Genomic DNA, 19,579 nt, shown 5'->3' on the forward strand with positions numbered 1-19,579 from the left:
TTTGCGCAGCAAAGCGCGGGAGACGGGGTGGGGGTGAGGCGCAGACCCCCACCCCGCGTCCCAAACCGCGCGTACCGCGCGATTTGAGCCGCGACCCTCCCCACAAGGGGGAGGGTAAAGGCGCTCAATACTTCTCCGGCACATAAAGCTCGCGCGGCAGGACCTGACGCTCGTATTCGGGATTGAAGACGCGCTCCGGCAGCGTGATCTCCTCATGCGGTACTTCCTCATACGGCACCTGCTTGAGCAGATGGTCGATGCAGTTCAGCCGCGCGCGCTTCTTGTCGTTACCCTCGACGATGAACCACGGCGCCTCGGGAATGTTGGTGCGCGCGAAAGTCTCTTCCTTGGCCTTGGTGTATTGCTCCCAGCGCACGCGCGACTGCAGGTCCATGGGCGACAGCTTCCATTGCTTCATCGGGTCATGGATACGCATCAGGAAGCGCATCTGCTGCTCCTCGTCGGTGATCGAGAACCAGTATTTGACCACGGTGATGCCCGAGCGGACCAGCATGCGCTCGAACTCCGGCACGTCGTGGAAGAACTCCTCGACCTGCTCCGGTCCAGCAAAACCCATCACCCGCTCGACGCCGGAACGGTTATACCAGGAGCGGTCGAACAGCACGATCTCGCCGCCGGCCGGCAGATGCGGCACATAGCGCTGGAAATACCATTGCGACTTCTCGCGTTCGGTCGGCGCCGGAAGCGCCACGACACGGCAGATGCGCGGATTGAGCCGTTGGGTGATGCGCTTGATGACGCCGCCCTTGCCGGCGGAATCGCGGCCTTCGAAAATCACCACCAGCTTCTTCTTGTGATAGGCGACCCAGGACTGCAGCTTGATCAATTCCGACTGCAAGGTGATCAGGTCGCGAAAATACTGCATGCGATCGATCGAAGGCGGATGCGAGTTCTTGTAGATCTTGGCGATCTCCATCGACAGCGCCGGCTCCGATATTTCGAGCTCATAGTCTTCGTCGAGCGTGTCGGCGAGCTCGGCTTCGAGCCAGTCCTTGGCGGGAGAATTCTGTTTTAGCTCGGTCATATCAGCAGCTCCGCTTGCAAGCCTGTCGGTTCCCTGAGCCGACTTCAATATAGGCCGGCAGTGACGGTTTTATTGCAGCCCAGGCGTGATTGCCGCAGCTGCAGGTTCCGCGATCCATGACCGATCGGCACCATCGCATGGCGACAAGCCGCCCGAATTGTCCTACAAATCCCCGGTCGCATTCCGGGCTACCCTTTCGCGGCGCCCCAATTCAACACAATCGCGAGGACTGACATGGAATACCGCACCCTTGGCCGTTCCGGCCTGAAGGTTTCGACACTGACGCTGGGCACGATGACCTTCGGCGGCGCAGGCCCGTTCGCCGCGGTCGGCAACAGCGATCTCGCCGAGGCGAAGCGAATGATCGACATGTGCATCGATGCCGGCATCAATCTCATCGACACCGCCAATGTCTATTCGAACGGCCTGTCGGAGGAGATCATTGGCGAGGCGCTCGGTGGCAAGCGCAAGGGCGACGTGCTGATCGCCTCCAAGGCGCGCATGCGGATCGGCAGCGGGCCCAATGACGAAGGCTTGTCACGCCACCATCTGATCCGTGAATGCGAGAAGAGCCTGAAGCGGCTGAAGACCGACGTCATCGACATCTATTTCGTCCACCAGTGGGACGGCCTTACCCCGATCGAGGAAACGGTCGCCGCGCTCGATACTTTGGTCAGCCAGGGCAAGGTGCGCTATATCGGTTGCTCCAACTGGTCCGGCTGGCAGGTGATGAAGGGGCTCTCCATCAGCGACAGCCGCCACCAGCCGCGCTTCGTCACCCAGCAGATCCACTATACGCTGGAGGCGCGCGAGGCTGAATACGAGCTGCTGCCGATTTCGGTCGATCAGGGGCTGGGCGTGCTGGTCTGGAGCCCGCTCGCCGGCGGATTGCTGTCCGGCAAATACCACCGCGACAGCCCGACCGCTCGGCAGCTCGCCGGCTGGTCCGAGCCGCCGATCCGCGACGAGGACAGGCTCTGGGGCATCGTCGACGTCCTGGTCGACATCGGCAAGGCTCGCGGCGTATCGGCGGCGCAGGTGGCGCTCGCCTGGCTGCTTGGCCGCCCCGCCGTCTCCTCGCTGGTGATCGGCGCCCGCAACGACGCCCAGCTCAAGGACAATCTCGCGGCCGCAAGCCTGGCGCTGTCCGGCGAGGAACGCCAGCGCCTCGACGCGGTCAGCCGGCCGCCTTTGCTCTACCCTTACTGGCACCAGCAGTTGACGGCAAAGGATCGCTTCGGCCCCGCGGACATGGTTCTCGACCGCAGCGGCATCTGAGCAGCGCGCTTCGCGCAGAGGCAGGCAGGACCTTGTTTTCATGCATGTCGTTCTCCCAAAACCGAGGTCACTTTTGGGCGACACGCATTAGCCCTCGATAAAACGCCAGAGTTCGCGATCGGGCTCGATCTGGCCGCTGAGCACAAAATATTTGTAGAGCACGAGCAGGGAGATCGCCTGCTCGTCGCGCTCATTGGAGAATTTGCGGCAATAGGCGTTGGCCGCGGCGATGATGCGCTCCGCTGCAGCCGGGTGCTGTTCGAAATAGCGCACCTTTTCACCGAGATCGGCGAAATCCGGGTCGAGCGGCACATAGTGGACATTGGCTTCGAGTTGGCTCTCTGCAAACCACGTCTCGTAAGTCGGCTGCGGCATCAGGCAGAGCGAGTTGGAATTCATGATCCATTTGAGGTTGGTCGCCACGTCGTTGCCCTCCAGCGAAACGATGTAGCGGTAGCGCAGGTGCTGGCTGATGCTGAGAAAGGGCTTGCTGTACTCTGCCGGTGCATTGCGCTTGTGCGAGCCCACGTCGCAGAACGCCAGGTCGCGCGCGGCATCCAGAAACCTCGTCCTGATCGGATTGTTGAGGTCGCCGCGCCAGATCACGACCGGGCGCTTGTCGGCGAAGGCGACGGCGTCGGCGGGCATGTGGAAGTGGCGGAACTTGTTGAACTTCATGATAACCGCGTTGCGGTTGTCGGCACGGATCGGCCGATCCTTGACCAGCGAGGGCATTTTCGGCACGCCGATGACGTCACCGAACTCCAGGTCGAGGCGCAATGCCGGATCGAAATACCGGGCAAACTCCTTCAGGTCGTAATAGTACATGGTCGGCTCGAAGGGCAGGTCGTCGATGCGCACCGCGCCAGGGCTGAGCGCAAAGGTGTCTTGCAGCTTGTTGTAGTCGTTCAGCCGCCGGCGCACTGCCTCGTCAGATAGCCTGGCCTGCTCGAGGCGAGCGGCCAGCCTGCGGCGAAACAATGCTTGTGGAATGACATCGCGCACAACGTTTCGCGTGTAGTAGAAAACCTTTGCCGACGTGCGCGCAATTGTGGCCATGGTTCACTTGATCAAAACAAACGGGCAGCTCTCAATATGCTGGCGCCCCGCGCTTCCTACATCATTGTGGCGCGCATCTGGCAAGCCCCCGCATATCTTCGCCGCCAACGACCGCGCTATCGTTTCAGTTGTTGTGTTTGACGGCTAATGCTCCTAGGCAGGGTCGAAGCCGCAAGGCAGGTCAAAAAGGAGCCGATATGGCGCGAGCACCAAATTACGATCAGGAACGCAAGGAACGAGACCGGCAGAAGGCGGCGAAGAAGGCTGAAAAGCTGGCGGCCAAGGTTGCCGCGCGCGAACGTTCAAAGCCCGAGACCGAGATCGAAAACGAAACAGCCGAATGAAGGCAAAAGGCCCGCGAATGCGGGCCTTGCCTCAGTCCAGATTGTCGCCCTGCGTCAGGCGGGCGCCTTGTCGCTGACAAAAACGTCCACTTCACGCGCCGCGGCGATAAAGGCGCGCCGGGCGTTCATCGCCGGCTTGTCGCCGGCCAGCGCGTCGTGGCAGGCCTGCAGTGCCGCGCGATGCTTGGGGCTGCGCTTGCCGGGCCAGCTGTTGAGGAGGTAATCGGAAGCCTCGCGGGCCGTGCGCAAGAGCTGAGTGCTTCCCGCCGTGACGGACTTGACGGTCACGGGTGTCTCAAATCGGTTGTTTTCCATCGCCGCTCTTACGCCATCGGCATCGGCGAAGCGAGGCCGAAAGTGCGCTTTGCGCCCGGACGCCGCTTTTTGCCCGGCAAGCGCTCTGCCGTAGAAGCTGCGCTAAGCAGCCACAACGGCAAATCCCCTGGCGCGAAGACCGCGTCGATCATTGGCGAGCGACGTCACCAGCCGGTCGCGGCTGCCGGAGATGTGAGCTGAAAGCCGGCGCGCGGCTTCATCGGCCTCGCCAAGGCGCGTTGCCGCCAGAATGGCGCGGTGTTCGGCCCAGGCGCGGCCAAGGGCCGCTTCATCACGCACTTCCAGCCAGCGGGCGCGCGACAGGCGCGTCATGGCATCGCGCACCGCCCTGAACAGGAATTCATTGCCCGACAGCCGCGCCAGCTCGATGTGAAAATCCATGCCGACACGATGCCATTCCTCGCGCGGGGTGTTTTGGTCGCAGGAATCGAGCATCGCCTCGATGACGTCGATGGCGTTCCCGTCGGCGTGCATGCATGTCAGCCGCAGGGCCGCGACCTCGACCGCTTCGCGATAGACCGCGATCTGCTCCAGCTCGGCAAGGTTGATGGGCGACACCGTCCAGCCGCGGCCATCCCTGCCCACCAGCCCCTCGGTCTCCAGCCGCAGCAGGGCTGCCCTGACCGGCGTGCGCGAGGCGCCGAAGCGGCCTTCGATCCAACGCTCGGTCAGTTTCTCGCCTGGACCGATCTCGAGCCCCAGGATCATCTCGCGCAATTGCCGTTCGACATTCTGCATCTGCGACATCGCGCTGCCCTTTTTTGAAGCCGCATTGACAGCAGCCGGGTTGGAGTTCATGACGGATACCGCTTTGGTATCCCAAAATGGTATCCGCAACAAGCGCTGGTATCGAGCAGGCAGGACATGACACAGGAAGACACGCAACGGAGCGGCTACAACATCCACTGGCGGCGCAATCTCGCCGTCTGTTTCGCCGGCTCGTTCAGCACGCTCATCGCCATGACCCTGCTGCTGCCTTTCCTGCCGCTCTATGTCGAACAGCTTGGCGCTCAGGGGCATGCGGCCATCGTGCAGTGGTCCGGCATCGCCTATGGCGCCACCTTCTTCGCCGCCGCCTTGGTCGCGCCGTTGTGGGGACGGTTGGGCGACCGCTACGGCCGCAAGGTGATGCTGGTGCGCGCCAGCTTCGGTATGGCGATCTGCATGTCGCTGACGGGCATGGTCGAGACGGTCTGGCAGCTGGTGCTGCTGCGCCTGCTGATCGGCTTTGCCGGCGGCTATTCCTCGGGTTCGACCATACTGGTGGCCATGCAGACACCCAAGGACCGCTCCGGCTGGGCGCTCGGCGTCCTGTCTGCAGGGATAACGGCGGGCTCGCTGGTCGGCCCGCTGCTCGGCGGCGCACTGCCGCCACTGATCGGCATCCGCATCACCTTCCTTTTGTCGGGTGGCGTGATCTTCCTTGCCTTTCTGGCGACGACATTCCTGATCAAGGAGAATCCGCGCCCACAGGCGGCCAGGACAGCATCAAGCGTGAAGCCGAAAAGCGGCTGGTCGCAGATTCCCGACAAACGTCCGGTGGTGGCCATGCTGACAACCGGCATGCTGCTCGCCTTCGCCACAATGTCGATCGAGCCGATCATCACCGTCTACGTGCAGCAGCTCATCGAAGATCAGCGCCGTGTGACGATGGTTGCCGGCGTGGCGATGTCGGCGGCAGCCCTCGGCACCATCCTGTCGGCCTCATGGCTGGGCAAGCTTGCCGATCGCGTCGGCCATTGGAACGTGGTCGTCGGGGCGTTGGCCGTCTCGGCGCTGCTGCTCATCCCGCAGGCCTTCGTCACCAATGGCTGGCAGTTGATCGGCCTGCGCTTCCTGATGGGCCTGGCGCTCGGCGGCCTGCTGCCCTGCATCACCAGCGTCATCCGCCACAACATTCCCGATGGCGTCGGCGGCAACGTGCTTGGCCTGGCGATTTCGGCGCAATATGTCGGGCAAGTCGCCGGGCCACTGGCCGGCGGCTTCGTGGGCGGCCACTTCGGCATGCGGGCGGTGTTTCTCGGCACATCGGTGCTGATGGCCGGCGGCGCCGTCTACAATTGGATTGTCCAGTCGCGGCGGACACGGCATATGGTGCTGGAGGCTGGCGAGCCCTGAGAGGCTTGCGCAGGCCAAAAGTGTAAGGAGCGCGCCCCGACATGAACCCCGCCGACCCAAGCGGCAGCCGTGTCCTTGTGCTTGCCGGCGGCCTCGTCGGCGCGGCGGGCGTGGCGTTGTCGGCAGCGGCCGCGCACCGCGGCGGCGCCTTCACCGGCACGGCCGCGTCGTTCCTGTTGATGCACGCCCCGGTCTTCCTGGCCGTCGGCCTTATCGGCGCAAATCGCATCTTGCGGATCGCGAGCTTCGTCCTGCTTGCCGGTCTGGTGCTTTTCGCGGGCGATCTTGTCGCCCGCGATTTCCTCGGATCGAGGCTGTTTCCAATGTCGGCGCCAATCGGAGGCACCCTGCTCATCGCCGGCTGGCTGGTGATAGCAATCTCCGCCGTGGTACGCCCACGATCCTAGTCGCCCGGCAAAGGTTCAATCCCGGCGACGTTCGGGGCGGATCCAAAGTTCGCGGTTGCGCGCCGCAGGCTTTGTCCGTCGTGCCTCCGGCCGCTCGGCGGCCGGGGCGATGCCCCAGTAGTTGCGGTAGATGTCCTCGAACAGGTGCTTTTGGGATGCATGGTTTTTCTCCCTTGAATTGAATCGATCCAATCGGCAGGCAAAGGAAATCCAAGCCGATCAGCGCCGCCTGCGCTCCACCAGGAAGCGAAGGTCGCGAACCCATGGGCCGGCTCTGCCTCGACGCCTTGAGCCGTTGGCGGCCGACCCGATACTCCAGTCGTTGCGATAGATGTCTTCAAACAGATAGTTGACAGGATGCATGACGCTCCTCCCCCTTGGATGAGCCAGCAGAACAATCTGCTGAACTTGGATCGATTCAAGAATAGGCATTCGACCGCTCTCGGTCAAGCAAAATTTGAATCGATCCAACGAAAATGCTAGATGCAAAGCGGGAACGTGCTAAATGCATGTCAGGAGGCACGCACAATGGCGTCACTCACCGCAGGCAATCGAAGACCCGTCCGGCTGGCCGACATCGCCAAGGCCGCCGGTGTTTCGCACGGCACCGCATCCAATGTCTTCAGCCGACCCGAGATCGTGCGCGAGGAGGTCCGCGAACGGGTCAAGGCGGCAGCCGAGGCGATGGGCTATGGCGGGCCGGACCCCAAGGGCCGGCTGTTGCGAGCAGGCAAGGTCAATGCCATCGGCGTGGCCACGGCCGAACCCCTCTCCTATTTTTTCGACGATCCCTTTGCGCGCGTCATGATGGCGAGCATCTCGCAGGCCTGCGACGCGACAGGGGCCGGCATCTCCCTGGTCTCGGCCGCCAACAACGAACAGCTTGCCTGGAACATCCAGAGCGCCCTGGTGGACGGCTTCATCGTCTTCTGCATCGAAGGCGGTTCGCGCCTGGTGGAACTGGCACGCGAGCGCAAACTGCCCTTCGTGGCGCTCGACCTGGACTCCGAGGATGGGGCGGTGGCGGCAATCGGCGTCGACAACATCGCCGGCGCCAGCCTGGCGGCCCGCCATCTCACGGATCTCGGACATCGCCGCTTTGCGGTTCTGGCCTTGCCTTTCGTGGACGACAGGACAGGTCTTGTTTCGCCCGAGCAGGTTCGAGCCGCGACCTATGGGGGGACGCGCGACCGCCTCACCGGCTATCTCCAGGAGCTTTCGCGGGTTGGCGTCGACACATCCAAAGTGCCGGTCTACGAGACCGCTAACGATGCGGCCACCACGAGAACGGGGCTCGAAACCATTTTCGCGGCCAAGGAGCCGCCCACGGCAATCCTGGCGATGTCGGACAGAATAGCCCTGGTGACGCTCGAATGGCTGAGCGCACGGAAGCTGAACGTCCCCAACGATGTTTCCGTCGTCGGGTTCGACGGTGTTCCGGAGGCAGCGGTGTCCGAGCCGCCATTGACCACGATCGCCCAGCCGATCGCAGAAATGGGCCGCCTTGCCGTCAAGGCGATCCTGGAGAGCGACGGCAAGGTCAGCCGGCAGCAGCTGCCCGTAGACCTGATCGTGCGGGCCTCTTCGGCTCCGCCGCGGGGCTGAACCGCGCGGCTCTCAGCGATTGGCCCTTGCCACGGCCGAAATTCTGAAAGGCGCACCGATCGGCGTGACGTCCTTTTGCGTCGTCCGGGTTTTGCCCGAGCCGCCTATGGTCGACAGCCATTCGAGATAGAAGGCGAGCGCGAACTGCATGGCGATGCCGGCTGATAGGAGCAGGCTGTCATAGGCAAGCCCGCCCGGATTGATGAGCTTCATCACCTGCGCGACCATGGCGATCATCGTGCCGGCGATGAAAACCGGCAGCGAGCGCTTGCCCAGTATCGCCAACGGATGGTCAGGGCTGGTGCGGAACAGATTTGACAGCGCCGGCAAGGCGACGATGAGATAGCTGACCGCCAATATGTGGAGCAGCCGCGGCAGCGACAGGAAGGTCTTGTCGAAGCCGCCGATCACCACGGGCAGCTTGAACCACGTTATCTGACCCCAAAGCGGGCTGTGCACCCACACCAGCGCCATCAGCACATAGGCCGCCGCAGTGCCGACCAGCCAGCGGTTGACCGGAATGACACCGCCGCGCCTGACATGCAGCATGGCGGCCACGCCGATGTTGAACAAGAACTGCCAGGACAGAGGGTTCAGGAACCAGAAGCCGGGTTCGGGATAGTTGGGCGGGGCGATCTGCCAGATGCCGGCGATGAGCCACAGCGCAGCGGACGCGACAAGCGCTGCGACGGGCCTGTAGCTGATCAGCAGGACAAAGCCCGGTGCCATCAAAAGCAGCGCGGCATAGACCGGCAGGATATTGTTGTAGCCGAGCTGATGGCCAAGGGTGACGATGCCGACCAGCACTTCCGGCGTGTTCTTCATTAGCGGCTCGATGTTGATCAGCCTCAGCAGGTCCGGCCGCCTGGCAAACACCGCCACGGCGCAGAACAGGGCCATCACCACCATGGTCGTGACGATGTGGGCGACGTAGAGCACGCACGCCCGCCGCCACATCTTCAACGTGGCTAGAAGCCGGCCACCCGGCTTGAACTTCGTGCCGTAGGCGAGTGCGACCGAGATGCCGGAAATCAGCACGAATGCCTCGGCCGCGTCCGAGAAACCGAAATTCTTGTAGGTCAGGGCCTCGAAAGCCGTGCCCGGCACATGGTCGATGAAAATGGTGAGCAGCGCCAGCGCGCGCAGCACATCGATACGCGTATCGCGTTGGGGCGAAACAGGGGTGGTCATCGACAAAAGGCCTCAAAGCTGGTTGTTCATGTCCAGCAATGCGACCCCCGGGGCGCACCGCTTCGATTCCTCCCACGAGGAGTGTATCGGCGCAGAAACGGGCTGGAATGCGCCTGGTTCAATCAACTTTCGCGGAGCATGAAAATATTGCGTTTTGAAGCCGGCAAATTGAGCGGAACCTCGTACAATCAAGAGGATGCGGGATGACTGGCGACGGCGTCGAAAACGGCCCGCTGCTCATGGATCTGGCCTTTCCCTATCGTCTGCTGGGCGCCGGTAAAACCAGCCGTGAGTGCCTGTTCTTGCTGCATGGATCAGGTGTCGACGAGACCACCTTGATGCCGCTGGCGAGACGAATCGCGCCCGGCGCCGTGCTGATCGCGGCGCGTGGCCGTATCCCCCAGGAGGACGGCTTTCGCTGGTTCGAGCGGATCACCCCGACGCGCTTCGAACAGAAGAGCATCCTTGCGGAGACGGCTGCCTTTGCGGCATTCGCAAACGACGCCGCCAAGCGCCATGGGCTCGACCTCACCCGCGCAGCTTTTCTCGGCTATTCGAATGGCGCCAACCTGGTTTCCAGCCTGATGCTGCTCCACCCGGGCATCGTGCGCAGGGCGGCGCTGCTGAGGCCGATGCCGGTGCTCGAGCACGTGCCTGCGACGGACCTCACGGGAACACGGACGCTGATTGTCGCCGGCGCCGCCGACGAGACCTATGGCCCCTTCGCGCCGGCGCTGGTGACGCTGCTCAGCCGGCACGGCAGCGAGATCGACGCCCGGATCATCCCATCGGGCCATGAAATCGGTGAGCCGGACGCTGTGATCGTGAGGCGATGGCTGGGATTGGCGGCGGTGATACAGGGAAGCTGACGGCCGCTGTCCCGAGCGGTCACGGTGTCAGCGCTCGGCCATGCAGGCCCGCGGAATCCCCATTGCAGGTAGAGCCTACCCTCGCCCCATCCTGTTCCACGCATCAAGCCCGGCGATCTTGTAGGCTTCGGCGAGCGTCGGATAATTGAAAGTGTTGTTGACGAAGAAGTCGACGGTGCCGCCGAGATTGATCACCGCCTGGCCGATATGAATGAGCTCGGTGGCGCCTTCGCCGACGATATGCGCGCCAAGCAGACGCCGCGTTTCGATCGAGAACAGCAGCTTCAGGAACCCGGTGTTGACGCCCATAATGTGGCCGCGCGAGGTTTCGCGGAAGCGCGCCACGCCGACTTCGTAGGCGGCGCCACTCTCACGCACCTGTTCCTCGGACTGGCCGACGGTCGAGATCTCCGGCACCGCATAGATGCCATAGGGGAAGGTTTCCGGCGGCGGCGGCAGCGCCACGCCGAAAGCATGGCAGGCGGCTACCCTGCCCTGCTCCATCGAGGTCGAGGCGAGGCTCGGAAAGCCGATGACGTCGCCGGCCGCGTAGATATTGGGCACGCTGGTCTGGAAGGTCTGCGGATCGACCTTGATGCGCCCTCGAGAGTCGGCTTCGATGCCGACCGCATCGAGGCCCAGGCTGCCGACATTGCCGGTGCGGCCGGCGGCGTAGAGCACCACCTCAGAGCGGATGGTGCGGCCATCGGCGAGTTCCACTTCGGCGGTTTCCGGCCTGGAGCGGATTTCCTTCACAGCGCTGCCCAGCCTTATCGTCATGCCGCGATCGCGCATCTGGTGGATGAAATCGTCGACGATCTCGCGGTCGACGAAGTCGAGGATGGAGTTGCGCGGCTCGACCAGCGTCACCGGCACGTCGAGCGCCGAAAAGATCGTGGCATATTCGACGCCGATGACGCCGGCGCCGATCACCGTCAGCGTCCGCGGCAGGCGCTCGAGTTCCAGCATCTCGTCGCTGTCGAAGACGCGGGTCTTGTCGAAGGGCACGTCGCGCGGCCGGTGCGGCCTTGTGCCAACCGCGATCAGCGCATTGGCGAATCCGACTTCGCTGTAGTCGCCATTGTCGGCCGTCAGGCTGACTTTGTTGGGACCGATGAATTTCACGGCGGCACGCGCGCTCTTGACCGTGTTGCGCATGAACTGGTGCTGCAGCACCTCCACCTCGTGATCGAGCGTCTTGTGCAGGCGCTCGATCAGGTCACCGACCGAAATATCCTGCTTGACCCTGTAGCCGCGTCCATAAAAACCGCGCTCGCGCCAGCCTGAGAGATTGAGCACGGTTTCGCGCAGCGTTTTCGAGGGAATGGTGCCGGTGTGCACCGAGACGCCGCCGAGGCGGCGGCCGCGGTCGACCACCAGCACAGATTTGCCGAGCTTGGCCGACTGCACCGCGGCTCGGCGGCCAGAGGGGCCGCTGCCGATGACCAGCATGTCGTAGTCCATAGTGCCCCGTCCCCTCGCCTCTGCCCCCAGAGTGCTTTTTGTTGCGCCGCAACAAGCTAATGCCATCCGTGCGGCAAATTCAACAGTTTGAGATTGCGCCGGTCGCCATTAGAGCCTTGCGCCGGGGAAAACCCTGAACCTTGATTCCAACACAGGCCTTCACCATTTCATCATCAAGTGGCCCGCACCCTATGTCGGGTCTTATTACGAGGAAATGACATGAACGCGCGCGTTCTCGACGGCGAAATCATCGACACCCGGCTTGACGATGTCAGGGCCTATGAGGGCGTGCGCACGAGGCGCATCCTGGCCTTCGTGCTCGACTACATCATCGTTGCGCTGCTCACCATTCCTTTCGCCATACTGGTGTTCTTCCTCGGGCTTTTGACGCTTGGTCTCGGTTGGATGCTGTTCGGCGTCCTGGTGCCCGCCGTCGCGATCCTCTACATCTGGAACACGATGGGCAGCGCCGACCAGGCCACCACGGGCATGAAGATGATGGGCATCCGCCTCGACCGGCTCGACGGCAGGCCCATCGACGGCCTCACCGCGGTCGTCCATTCCGTGCTGTTCTGGGCCGGCAACGTCATCCTGTCGCCGCTGGTTCTGCTGGTGACTTTGTTCTCCGACCGCAAGCGCACGCTGCACGACCTTCTGCTCGGCACGGTGGTCAGCCGCACCGGCCGTTAAAGGCGTTTTCCGGAAGCGCTCCCGCTGCGTCGGCGCAAATGTGAAGAGGTTCGCTTGCCTGTGCCTTCACAATCCTGTTGAATTTTTCGCTTTCCGCGCCAAAGGTAGAGCGACTCGAAGGAGTGTTTCCAAGGCTCGATGACGCAGCATCCGACCCAGTCGCCGCAGTTCTTCCTGACCGCGCCATCGCCGTGCCCCTACCTCGACGGCCAGTTCGAGCGCAAGGTGTTCACGCATCTGGTCGGCGACAAGGCGTCGGAAATGAACGACCTCTTGACGCAAGGCGGCTTCAGGCGTTCGCAGAACATCGCCTACAGGCCGGCCTGCGAGACCTGCCGTGCCTGCGTTTCGGTGCGCATCCTCGCCCAGGAATTTGTTGCCAGCCGCAACATGAAGCGCGTGCTGCAGCATAATTCCGACCTCGTCGGCGCCATGCACAATGCCGAGCCCTCGACCGAACAATATTCGCTGTTCCGCAGCTATCTCGACGCGCGCCATCGCCGCGGCGGCATGTCCGACATGACGGTGCTCGACTATGCCATGATGGTCGAGGACACTCATGTCGATACCAAGGTGATCGAATACCGGCGGCGCGGGCCTGACACCTTCATCACCGGCAAGGGTCAGGGCGAACTCATCGCGGTGGCACTCACCGACAAGATGGCCGACGGCCTGTCGATGGTCTATTCCTACTTCAATCCCGATTTCGAGGAGCGTTCGCTCGGCACGTTCATGATCCTCGACCACATCGCCCGCGCCAGGGCGATGGGCCTGCCCCATGTCTACCTCGGCTACTGGGTCAACGGCTCGCGCAAGATGAATTATAAGATGCGCTTCATGCCGCAGGAGCATCTCGGCCCCAAGGGCTGGGAACGCTACACCAACGAAGCGGTTTCACGCTGAGTTTTTCCACGATCCGCGCTTAAACTGTTTCAAGGCAGGGGATGCTGGTCTTTCAGCCGGTTGGCTGGAGAGAGTGCGCCATTGCACCGGCCAGCCGCCAGCCTGCATTTCATTGCGAAAGTTCCTGCATGTCCTCCCACTATGATCACCAGAAGGGTCTTTTGATAACCGCCATCGGCGGGCTGACGCTGACTGTCGACATACCGTTGATCCGCCTCGCCGACGGTGGCGCATGGACGATCATGCTGATGCGCACCGGCACGACATTCGTCGCGGCCATGGTCATCTGGTCGATCTGGCGGGCCTTCAGCCGAAATGCCCCGCCGCTCATCCCCGGCTGGTCCGGCCTGATCGTGGCGATCTGCTACGGGCTGACAGGGATCACCTTCGTTACCGCTGTCTATCACACCTCAACCGCCGACCTGGTGTTCATCCTGGCCTTCAACACCGTGTTCGCGGGCCTGCTGTCCTGGATATTCCTGCGGGAAAGGCCACGGTTGGTGACCATCGCGGCGATGCTGATCATGATCCTCGGCGTGCTGGTCATCGTCGGCGGTTCGGTCGGCACGGGCAAGCTGTTCGGCGATTTCATGGCGCTTTGCTCGGCCTTCTTCATCGCGGTGGCGATCACCATCTCGCGCGCCAGCGGCAAGGACATGGGATTCACCTCGCTCGTCGGCGTCCTTCTGCCGCTTGGGCTGGCAGCCTTCATGGTGACCGGCGAAGGCTTTCACGTGAACGCGCCATGGTGGATCATCTTCAACGGCGCCGTCATCATGCCGATCTCGTTCTTCTGCCTGGCCGCCGGGCCGAAATACATTTCAGGGCCGGAAGTGGCGATGTTCTACCTGCTCGAAACCGTGCTGGCGCCGGTCTGGGTGTGGATGATCTTTGCCGAGACACCGACCCGCAACAGCCTGATCGGCGGCGCGATCCTGATCGTCACGCTGGTCGCCCATTCGCTCTGGCAGCTGCATGACGGGCGCAAGCGCCGGGTCGATTTCGCCGTGCACCATCCGGTGTAAGGCGTGCCAGGCCAGGGATCAGGCGCTGGCCTTTTTCGGCGCGCCAGGTTCCGGCAGGACCTCGATCTGTGGACCGGCTTCGATTTCGGCAGCCGAACCAGCGGCTGTCTCGTCGGCCAGTTCCACCTCGCGCAGCCATTCGCGCCAGATCGCCACCAGCAGGGCCATCAGCACCGGGCCGATGAACAGGCCGAGGAACCCCATCGTCTTGACGCCGCCGATCAGGCCGAAAAAGGTCGGCAGGAAGGGCAGTTTTATCGGCCCGCCGACGAGCTTCGGACGCAGCGTCTTGTCGACGATGAACAGCTCGACCGCGCCCCACAGGAACAGCGCCAGGCCGGCCATCGGCGAACCACTGGCCGCGAGGTAGATAGAGACCAGGGTAAAGGATAGCGGCGCGCCACCAGGGATGAGGGCCATGACGCCGGTCAGAGCACCGAGCGTCACCGGCGACGGCACGCCTGCCAGCCAATAGGCAATACCCAGCACCAGCCCCTCGCCGATGGCGATGACGGTCATGCCGGTCACGGTCGAGGAGATCGTCGCCGGCACGACGCGCGAAATCCGCTCCCACCTCGTCGGCAGGATGCGCTCGCCGAGACGGTCGACCTGGCCGGCAAAATGCTCGCCGTCGCGATAGGCGAAGAACAGGGCGATCATCATGAACAGCAGTGTCAGCAATAGCCCGAAGGCACTGCCGCCGGCAGCCAGCACACCGCGATAGATGCTGCCGATATTGGCGCCGCTGACCAGCTGGATCAATTCACCAATGCCGCCGGGATGACCAAAATTGGTCGTCCATTGTTCGTTCAGCCAGTCTCCGACGACAGGCAGGGTGGCGATCCAGTGCGGCGTCACAGCACCGTGCCGGTTGGTCTCGATCGCCCAGCCGACCCATTCGCGCACCTCGTTGATGGCGTAGGTGCCGGCAAGCGCGATCGGTATCACCAGGAAGGCGAGGATGAACAGGATGGCCAAGGTGGCGGCGATGGTGCGGTTGCCGCCGACGCCGGCAAGCAGCCGCCGGTAAAGCGGCCAGCTGGCGAAGGCGATGACGAGTGCCGCCAATACTGGGAACAGGAAGCCATGGAAGAAATAGACACCGGCGGCGACGATCAGCACCAGCAGCCAGCGCGCCGCTGACAGCGGCGGGATGACGGCGGCACGCAGTGGCGTCGACAGGCCGAACAAGCGCTGCTGCCGTTCCGGTTTCTGGATCTTTGCTTCCTTCAAACGCCCGTCTCTCCCCTTCCCCATTATGCACGGATATAGTGCAGCAATCGTGACGATAGTCCAAATGAGTTGGGGATCTCCCCCCTCGAGGGGGAGATGGCCGGCAGGCCAGAGGGGGTCGCCGGACGTGAGGCGCTAGCATTCTGTGTTCAAAGTAGGAGGTCGCGTCCGGTCGAACCGACCCCCTCTGTCGCCTTCGGCGACATCTCCCCCTCGAGGGGGGAGATTAGCTACCCGAACTTCCCCGTCCTCGGGAATCCCTTCGGCACCATGCGGCCTGCCGACGCCCGGGCGCCGATCCATTCGGCCAGTTCCTCGCGCGACCTTGTGAAGGTGCGGTCGGCCGAGTCCTGCCAGGACAGGCCGGTCTCCAACGTGAACGGCTTGAGATCGAGCAGGCCGCCATCCTTGTATTTCTGCAGCCGCACACCCTTGCCGCGACCCATTTCCGGAATTTCGGAAAGCGCGAACACCAGCATCTTACGGTTCTCGCCCACGATGGCGAGGTGATCGCCGCTGACCGGCACACAGCGCTTGGCCTCGTCCGGCGCCTTGACGTTCATCACCTGCTTGCCCTTGCGGGTGTTGGCGACCACTTCCTCCTCCGGCACGATGAAACCGTTGGCGTCGTACGAAGCCAGCAGCAGCTTGCGCTTCGGATCGTGGACGAAGGCGGTCACGATGTCCTGGTCATTGTCCATGTCGACGATGATGCGGATCGGCTCGCCATGGCCGCGCCCGCCCGGCAGCCGGTCGGCACCTATGGTGTAGAACTTGCCGCCGGTGGTGAAGACCAGCACCTTGTCGGTGGTCTGGGCGTGGAAGGCGAGCTTGAGGCTGTCGCCTTCCTTGAAGGTCAAGGTCGACAGATCGGCCAGATGGCCCTTCATCGCCCGCAGCCAGCCCTTTTCCGAAACCACCACGGTGACCGGCTCGCGCTCGATCATGGCGTGGGCGATGTCGGTCAGGTCGTGCTCGGGCGCATCGGCAAACTGGGTGCGGCGCTTGCCGAGCTCGGTCTCCGGGCCGAACTTGTCGCGGATGCTGGTCACTTCCCACTTGATCGTCGACCATTGCTTGGCCTCGGAAGCCAGCAAGGCCTCGATCTGTTTCTTCTCGGTGGTGAGGCCGTCGAATTCCTTGCGGATCTCGAATTCTTCCAGCTTGCGCAAGGCGCGCAGGCGCATGTTGAGGATGGCTTCGGCCTGGGTATCGGTGAGCGACCAGCGCGCCATCATCACCTGCTTGGGCTCGTCCTCCTCGCGGATGATCTTGATCACCTCGTCGATGTTGAGATAGGCGATCAGGTAGCCGGCCAGGATCTCCAGCCGTCTTTCGATCTCGCCAAGGCGATGCTTCGAGCGGCGGACGAGCACGTCGCGGCGATGATCGAGCCATTCCTGCAGCACGCCCTTCAGCGACAGGACGTTGGGCACCTTGCCGCGCGACAGCACGTTCATGTTGAGCGGAAAACGGCTTTCAAGCTCGGTCAGCTTGAACAGCGATTCCATCAGGATGCCAGGATCGACCGAACGGCTCTTGGGCACCAGCACGACGCGGATGTCTTCAGCACTTTCATCCCTGATATCCTCGAGCAGCGGCAGCTTGCGCGCCATCAACAGCTCGGCGATCTTTTCGATCAGCCGCGCCTTCTGCACGCCATAGGGGATTTCGGTGACGACGATGCTCCAGGTGCCCCTGCCCTGATCCTCCTGGCTCCACTTCGAGCGGACACGGAAGCCGCCGCGGCCAGTCTCGTAGGCTTCGAGGATGGAGGCGCGGCTATCGACGATGATGCCGCCGGTCGGGAAATCCGGGCCCTGGACAAAATCCATCAGTTTGGCCACCGGCGCGTCGCGATGCTCGATCAGGTGCAGTGCCGCGTCGCAAAGCTCGGCCGCATTGTGCGGCGGGATCGATGTTGCCATGCCCACTGCAATGCCCGACGAACCGTTGGCCAGCAGATTTGGGAAGGCGCCGGGGAGCACCACCGGCTCCTCGTCCTCTTCATTGTAGGTCGGGCGATAGTCGACGGCATCCTCGGTGATTCCTGCAAGCAGCTCGGTCGCCACATCGGTCATGCGCGCTTCGGTGTAGCGCATAGCGGCGGCGTTATCGCCGTCGATGTTGCCGAAATTGCCCTGCCCATCGACCAAGGGATAGCGCATCGAAAAATCCTGCGCCAGCCGGACCAGCGCATCGTAGATCGACTGGTCGCCATGCGGATGGAACTTGCCCATCACCTCGCCGACGATACGCGCACATTTGGCGAAACCCTGGTCGGGATTGAGCCTCAAGAGCCGCATGGCGTGCATGATGCGGCGGTGGACCGGCTTCAGTCCGTCGCGAACGTCGGGCAGCGCCCGGTGCATGATGGTCGACAGCGCATAGGCGAGATAGCGCTCTTCCAGCGCCTTCTTCAGATCGACCGGTTCGATATGATCGCCGCCACCATTCTCAGGCGGCAAAAGCCTTTTTCCCATGGGCTGGGACTAGCCGAGCGGGTGATTCGCGGCAAGAGGCAGGCGGATATACCGCCGCTTCTGCAACATCAAACCATACGCAGGCGGATGCCGGCCAACATCAGCCTGTTACATCCAGCCACTATGGCCAAGCGCGGTGACATCCGGCAATCGGTCATTCATGACAAATTCACCGGTTTGCGCATAGACGGTGGGGTCGAATTGCCTTTCACCGTGATTTTTGACCATTGTGCCGGCACGCGCCTTTTTCCGGTCCAGTTCGTCACGGAATGGTGATGACGCAAAGAATTGAAAAACAATTTCAGGACACTCTCAGGGACCTAGCGATGACAATCAAACGCTCAACTCTCAGCAAATTCGCTTTTTCGACCTTTTTGCTCACGCTACCGCTGAACGCGGCCCTCGCCCAGGACGCCGCGGTTGCCGACCGGCTGAAGGCAGCGCTCGCGGCCCAGGGCGTCGACATCTCCTGGACCGGCGTGACCGGCGACAACACCAGCATGGTGCTGCAGGGCGTGTCCATCAAACCGGCGGCGGAAAAGGAAGCCCTGCCGATCGGCGACGTCAAGCTCGAGGGCGTGACCGAGGCCAATGGCGGCTATGACATCGGCACCGTCTCGACCTCGGCCTTCGAACACAGCAAGGACGGCGTCACCCTCAATCTCAGCCCCTTCGTCATCCACGACATGACGGTTCCGGCCGATGGCACAACCGGCCCGCTGGGCTCGCTGATGATGTACAAGTCCGCCGAACTCTCCAACCTGACGGTCAAGGTCGCCGACAAGACCGCCTTCTCGGTGGACGGGCTGGCCATCCAGATCACACCGCCCGCGGACGGCAAGGCGATGGAATTCACCGGCACCACCGAGAAATTCAACGCGGACCTGACACTGGTCGATGATCCCAAGTCGAAGGAAGTCATCAACGCGCTCGGCTACCAGAATATCTCGGGCAATCTCGAAATGGCCGGCACCTGGCAGCCCTCGGATGGCAAGATCGAACTGTCGAAATACGACATTTCCGTCGAGAATGCCGGAACGCTCGGCATGACCTTCGACCTCGGCGGCTACACGATGGACTTCGTCAAGTCGCTGCAGGAGATGCAGAAGAAGATGGCGGCGCAGCCCGAAGGCGCCGACAATTCCGCGCAGGGCATGGCCATGCTCGGCCTGTTGCAGCAGCTGTCGTTCAACAGCGCCTCGATCCGCTTCGACGACGACTCGCTGACCGGCAAGGTCCTGGATTATGTCGGCAAGCAGCAAGGCATGTCCGGCAAGGACATCGCCAACCAGGCCAAGGCGATCGTGCCGTTCGGCATGGCGCAGCTCAACAATCCGGAGCTGACGGCGCAGGTGACGGCTGCGGTCAGCAAATATCTCGACGATCCGAAGAGCCTCGAAATCTCGGCCGAGCCGCCGGCATCGGTGCCGTTCGCGCTGATCATGGCGGGCGCGATGTCCAACCCGCTGGACCTGCCGAAGACACTGGGTGTCAGCGTCAAGGCGAACGAGGACTGATCGAAGTTAGCT

19 protein-coding genes are annotated in these 19,579 nt (G+C 62.9%); 11 read left to right on the forward strand and 8 right to left on the reverse strand.

What is annotated here, in order from left to right; translation table 11 throughout:
* Positions 1-124: 124 nt before the first annotated feature.
* A complete protein-coding gene (gene ppk2 / locus JT360_RS29720; RefSeq protein WP_214476427.1) occupies positions 125-1,045 on the reverse strand; it encodes a polyphosphate kinase 2 in 921 nt (306 codons plus the stop codon).
* Positions 1,046-1,279: 234 nt separating this feature from the next.
* On the opposite strand from ppk2, the gene JT360_RS29725 reads away from it, so the two are divergent.
* Entirely contained in the window at positions 1,280-2,323 is a 1,044-nt protein-coding gene (locus JT360_RS29725; RefSeq protein WP_214476429.1) for an aldo/keto reductase, read from the forward strand.
* Between the two features lie 87 nt (positions 2,324-2,410).
* On the opposite strand, the gene JT360_RS29730 is transcribed toward JT360_RS29725, so the two are convergent.
* Positions 2,411-3,382, reverse strand: coding sequence for a glycosyl transferase family 90 (locus tag JT360_RS29730; RefSeq protein ID WP_214476431.1), 972 nt, complete (start codon positions 3,380-3,382; stop codon positions 2,411-2,413).
* Between the two features lie 197 nt (positions 3,383-3,579).
* On the opposite strand from JT360_RS29730, the gene JT360_RS29735 reads away from it, so the two are divergent.
* Complete coding sequence (locus tag JT360_RS29735) at positions 3,580-3,726, forward strand: hypothetical protein (RefSeq protein ID WP_081294707.1); 147 nt, start codon at positions 3,580-3,582, stop codon at positions 3,724-3,726.
* 54 nt (positions 3,727-3,780) lie between these two features.
* Here JT360_RS29735 and JT360_RS29740 read toward each other — a convergent pair whose 3' ends face one another.
* Both JT360_RS29740 and JT360_RS29745 read right to left on the reverse strand, forming a co-directional pair.
* Positions 3,781-4,014: a DUF982 domain-containing protein gene (locus JT360_RS29740; RefSeq protein ID WP_244730396.1), complete on the reverse strand. Its 234-nt coding sequence runs from the start codon at positions 4,012-4,014 to the stop codon at positions 3,781-3,783.
* A gap of 129 nt (positions 4,015-4,143) precedes the next feature.
* A complete protein-coding gene (locus tag JT360_RS29745) occupies positions 4,144-4,809 on the reverse strand; it encodes a GntR family transcriptional regulator (RefSeq protein WP_214476433.1) in 666 nt (221 codons plus the stop codon).
* 117 nt (positions 4,810-4,926) lie between these two features.
* On the opposite strand from JT360_RS29745, the gene JT360_RS29750 reads away from it, so the two are divergent.
* The 3 genes from JT360_RS29750 (at position 4,927) to JT360_RS29760 (ending at position 8,192) form a co-directional block, all read left to right on the forward strand.
* The gene (locus JT360_RS29750) at positions 4,927-6,180 is read left to right on the forward strand and encodes a multidrug efflux MFS transporter (RefSeq protein WP_214476435.1); all 1,254 of its coding nucleotides are present in this window, start codon (positions 4,927-4,929) and stop codon (positions 6,178-6,180) included.
* Between the two features lie 41 nt (positions 6,181-6,221).
* Positions 6,222-6,587, forward strand: coding sequence for a DUF423 domain-containing protein (locus tag JT360_RS29755; RefSeq protein WP_214476436.1), 366 nt, complete (start codon positions 6,222-6,224; stop codon positions 6,585-6,587).
* Between the two features lie 528 nt (positions 6,588-7,115).
* Entirely contained in the window at positions 7,116-8,192 is a 1,077-nt protein-coding gene (locus JT360_RS29760) for a LacI family DNA-binding transcriptional regulator (RefSeq protein WP_214476438.1), read from the forward strand.
* A 12-nt stretch (positions 8,193-8,204) separates the two neighbouring features.
* Here the strand turns inward: JT360_RS29760 and JT360_RS29765 are convergent, their stop codons facing one another.
* Positions 8,205-9,383, reverse strand: a complete 1,179-nt coding sequence (locus JT360_RS29765; RefSeq protein ID WP_214476441.1) for an OpgC family protein — start codon at positions 9,381-9,383, stop codon at positions 8,205-8,207.
* A gap of 203 nt (positions 9,384-9,586) precedes the next feature.
* On the opposite strand from JT360_RS29765, the gene JT360_RS29770 reads away from it, so the two are divergent.
* Positions 9,587-10,252, forward strand: a complete 666-nt coding sequence (locus JT360_RS29770) for an alpha/beta hydrolase (RefSeq protein ID WP_214476443.1) — start codon at positions 9,587-9,589, stop codon at positions 10,250-10,252.
* 75 nt (positions 10,253-10,327) lie between these two features.
* On the opposite strand, the gene sthA is transcribed toward JT360_RS29770, so the two are convergent.
* Positions 10,328-11,716: a Si-specific NAD(P)(+) transhydrogenase gene (gene sthA / locus JT360_RS29775; protein ID WP_214476445.1), complete on the reverse strand. Its 1,389-nt coding sequence runs from the start codon at positions 11,714-11,716 to the stop codon at positions 10,328-10,330.
* Positions 11,717-11,935: 219 nt separating this feature from the next.
* On the opposite strand from sthA, the gene JT360_RS29780 reads away from it, so the two are divergent.
* The 3 genes from JT360_RS29780 (at position 11,936) to JT360_RS29790 (ending at position 14,334) form a co-directional block, all read left to right on the forward strand.
* Entirely contained in the window at positions 11,936-12,406 is a 471-nt protein-coding gene (locus JT360_RS29780; RefSeq protein ID WP_214476447.1) for an RDD family protein, read from the forward strand.
* Positions 12,407-12,544: 138 nt separating this feature from the next.
* A complete protein-coding gene (locus JT360_RS29785; RefSeq protein WP_140494092.1) occupies positions 12,545-13,309 on the forward strand; it encodes an arginyltransferase in 765 nt (254 codons plus the stop codon).
* Between the two features lie 128 nt (positions 13,310-13,437).
* Entirely contained in the window at positions 13,438-14,334 is an 897-nt protein-coding gene (locus tag JT360_RS29790; RefSeq protein WP_214476449.1) for a DMT family transporter, read from the forward strand.
* Between the two features lie 18 nt (positions 14,335-14,352).
* Here the strand turns inward: JT360_RS29790 and JT360_RS29795 are convergent, their stop codons facing one another.
* Positions 14,353-15,567 carry an AI-2E family transporter gene (locus tag JT360_RS29795; RefSeq protein ID WP_214476451.1) on the reverse strand — a complete coding sequence of 405 codons (1,215 nt, stop codon included), beginning with the start codon at positions 15,565-15,567 and terminating at the stop codon, positions 14,353-14,355.
* Positions 15,568-15,797: 230 nt separating this feature from the next.
* A complete protein-coding gene (gene parC, locus JT360_RS29800; protein ID WP_214476453.1) occupies positions 15,798-18,050 on the reverse strand; it encodes a DNA topoisomerase IV subunit A in 2,253 nt (750 codons plus the stop codon).
* On the opposite strand from parC, the gene JT360_RS29805 reads away from it, so the two are divergent.
* Together JT360_RS29805 and JT360_RS29810 are read left to right on the forward strand one after the other, a co-directional pair.
* Positions 18,006-18,326: a hypothetical protein gene (locus JT360_RS29805; protein WP_214476456.1), complete on the forward strand. Its 321-nt coding sequence runs from the start codon at positions 18,006-18,008 to the stop codon at positions 18,324-18,326. The genes parC and JT360_RS29805 overlap by 45 nt on opposite strands.
* A 50-nt stretch (positions 18,327-18,376) precedes the next feature.
* Positions 18,377-19,567, forward strand: a complete 1,191-nt coding sequence (locus JT360_RS29810; RefSeq protein ID WP_214476457.1) for an aq_1923 C-terminal domain — start codon at positions 18,377-18,379, stop codon at positions 19,565-19,567.
* Positions 19,568-19,579 lie beyond the last annotated feature (12 nt).

It is taken from the genome of Mesorhizobium sp. dw_380 (assembly GCF_018588885.1).
Lineage (GTDB): Bacteria > Pseudomonadota > Alphaproteobacteria > Rhizobiales > Rhizobiaceae > Mesorhizobium.

Coding starts and splice junctions, on each gene's coding strand:
- ppk2 (WP_214476427.1), bottom strand. CDS start 1,045: ATGACCGAGCTAAAACAGAATTCTCCCGCCAAGGACTGGCTCGAAGCC.
- JT360_RS29725 (WP_214476429.1), top strand. CDS start 1,280: ATGGAATACCGCACCCTTGGCCGTTCCGGCCTGAAGGTTTCGACACTG.
- JT360_RS29730 (WP_214476431.1), bottom strand. CDS start 3,382: ATGGCCACAATTGCGCGCACGTCGGCAAAGGTTTTCTACTACACGCGA.
- JT360_RS29735 (WP_081294707.1), top strand. CDS start 3,580: ATGGCGCGAGCACCAAATTACGATCAGGAACGCAAGGAACGAGACCGG.
- JT360_RS29745 (WP_214476433.1), bottom strand. CDS start 4,809: ATGTCGCAGATGCAGAATGTCGAACGGCAATTGCGCGAGATGATCCTG.
- JT360_RS29750 (WP_214476435.1), top strand. CDS start 4,927: ATGACACAGGAAGACACGCAACGGAGCGGCTACAACATCCACTGGCGG.
- JT360_RS29755 (WP_214476436.1), top strand. CDS start 6,222: ATGAACCCCGCCGACCCAAGCGGCAGCCGTGTCCTTGTGCTTGCCGGC.
- JT360_RS29760 (WP_214476438.1), top strand. CDS start 7,116: ATGGCGTCACTCACCGCAGGCAATCGAAGACCCGTCCGGCTGGCCGAC.
- JT360_RS29765 (WP_214476441.1), bottom strand. CDS start 9,383: ATGACCACCCCTGTTTCGCCCCAACGCGATACGCGTATCGATGTGCTG.
- JT360_RS29770 (WP_214476443.1), top strand. CDS start 9,587: ATGACTGGCGACGGCGTCGAAAACGGCCCGCTGCTCATGGATCTGGCC.
- sthA (WP_214476445.1), bottom strand. CDS start 11,716: ATGGACTACGACATGCTGGTCATCGGCAGCGGCCCCTCTGGCCGCCGA.
- JT360_RS29780 (WP_214476447.1), top strand. CDS start 11,936: ATGAACGCGCGCGTTCTCGACGGCGAAATCATCGACACCCGGCTTGAC.
- JT360_RS29785 (WP_140494092.1), top strand. CDS start 12,545: ATGACGCAGCATCCGACCCAGTCGCCGCAGTTCTTCCTGACCGCGCCA.
- JT360_RS29790 (WP_214476449.1), top strand. CDS start 13,438: ATGTCCTCCCACTATGATCACCAGAAGGGTCTTTTGATAACCGCCATC.
- JT360_RS29805 (WP_214476456.1), top strand. CDS start 18,006: ATGATCGCCGCCACCATTCTCAGGCGGCAAAAGCCTTTTTCCCATGGG.
- parC (WP_214476453.1), bottom strand. CDS start 18,050: ATGGGAAAAAGGCTTTTGCCGCCTGAGAATGGTGGCGGCGATCATATC.
- JT360_RS29810 (WP_214476457.1), top strand. CDS start 18,377: ATGACAATCAAACGCTCAACTCTCAGCAAATTCGCTTTTTCGACCTTT.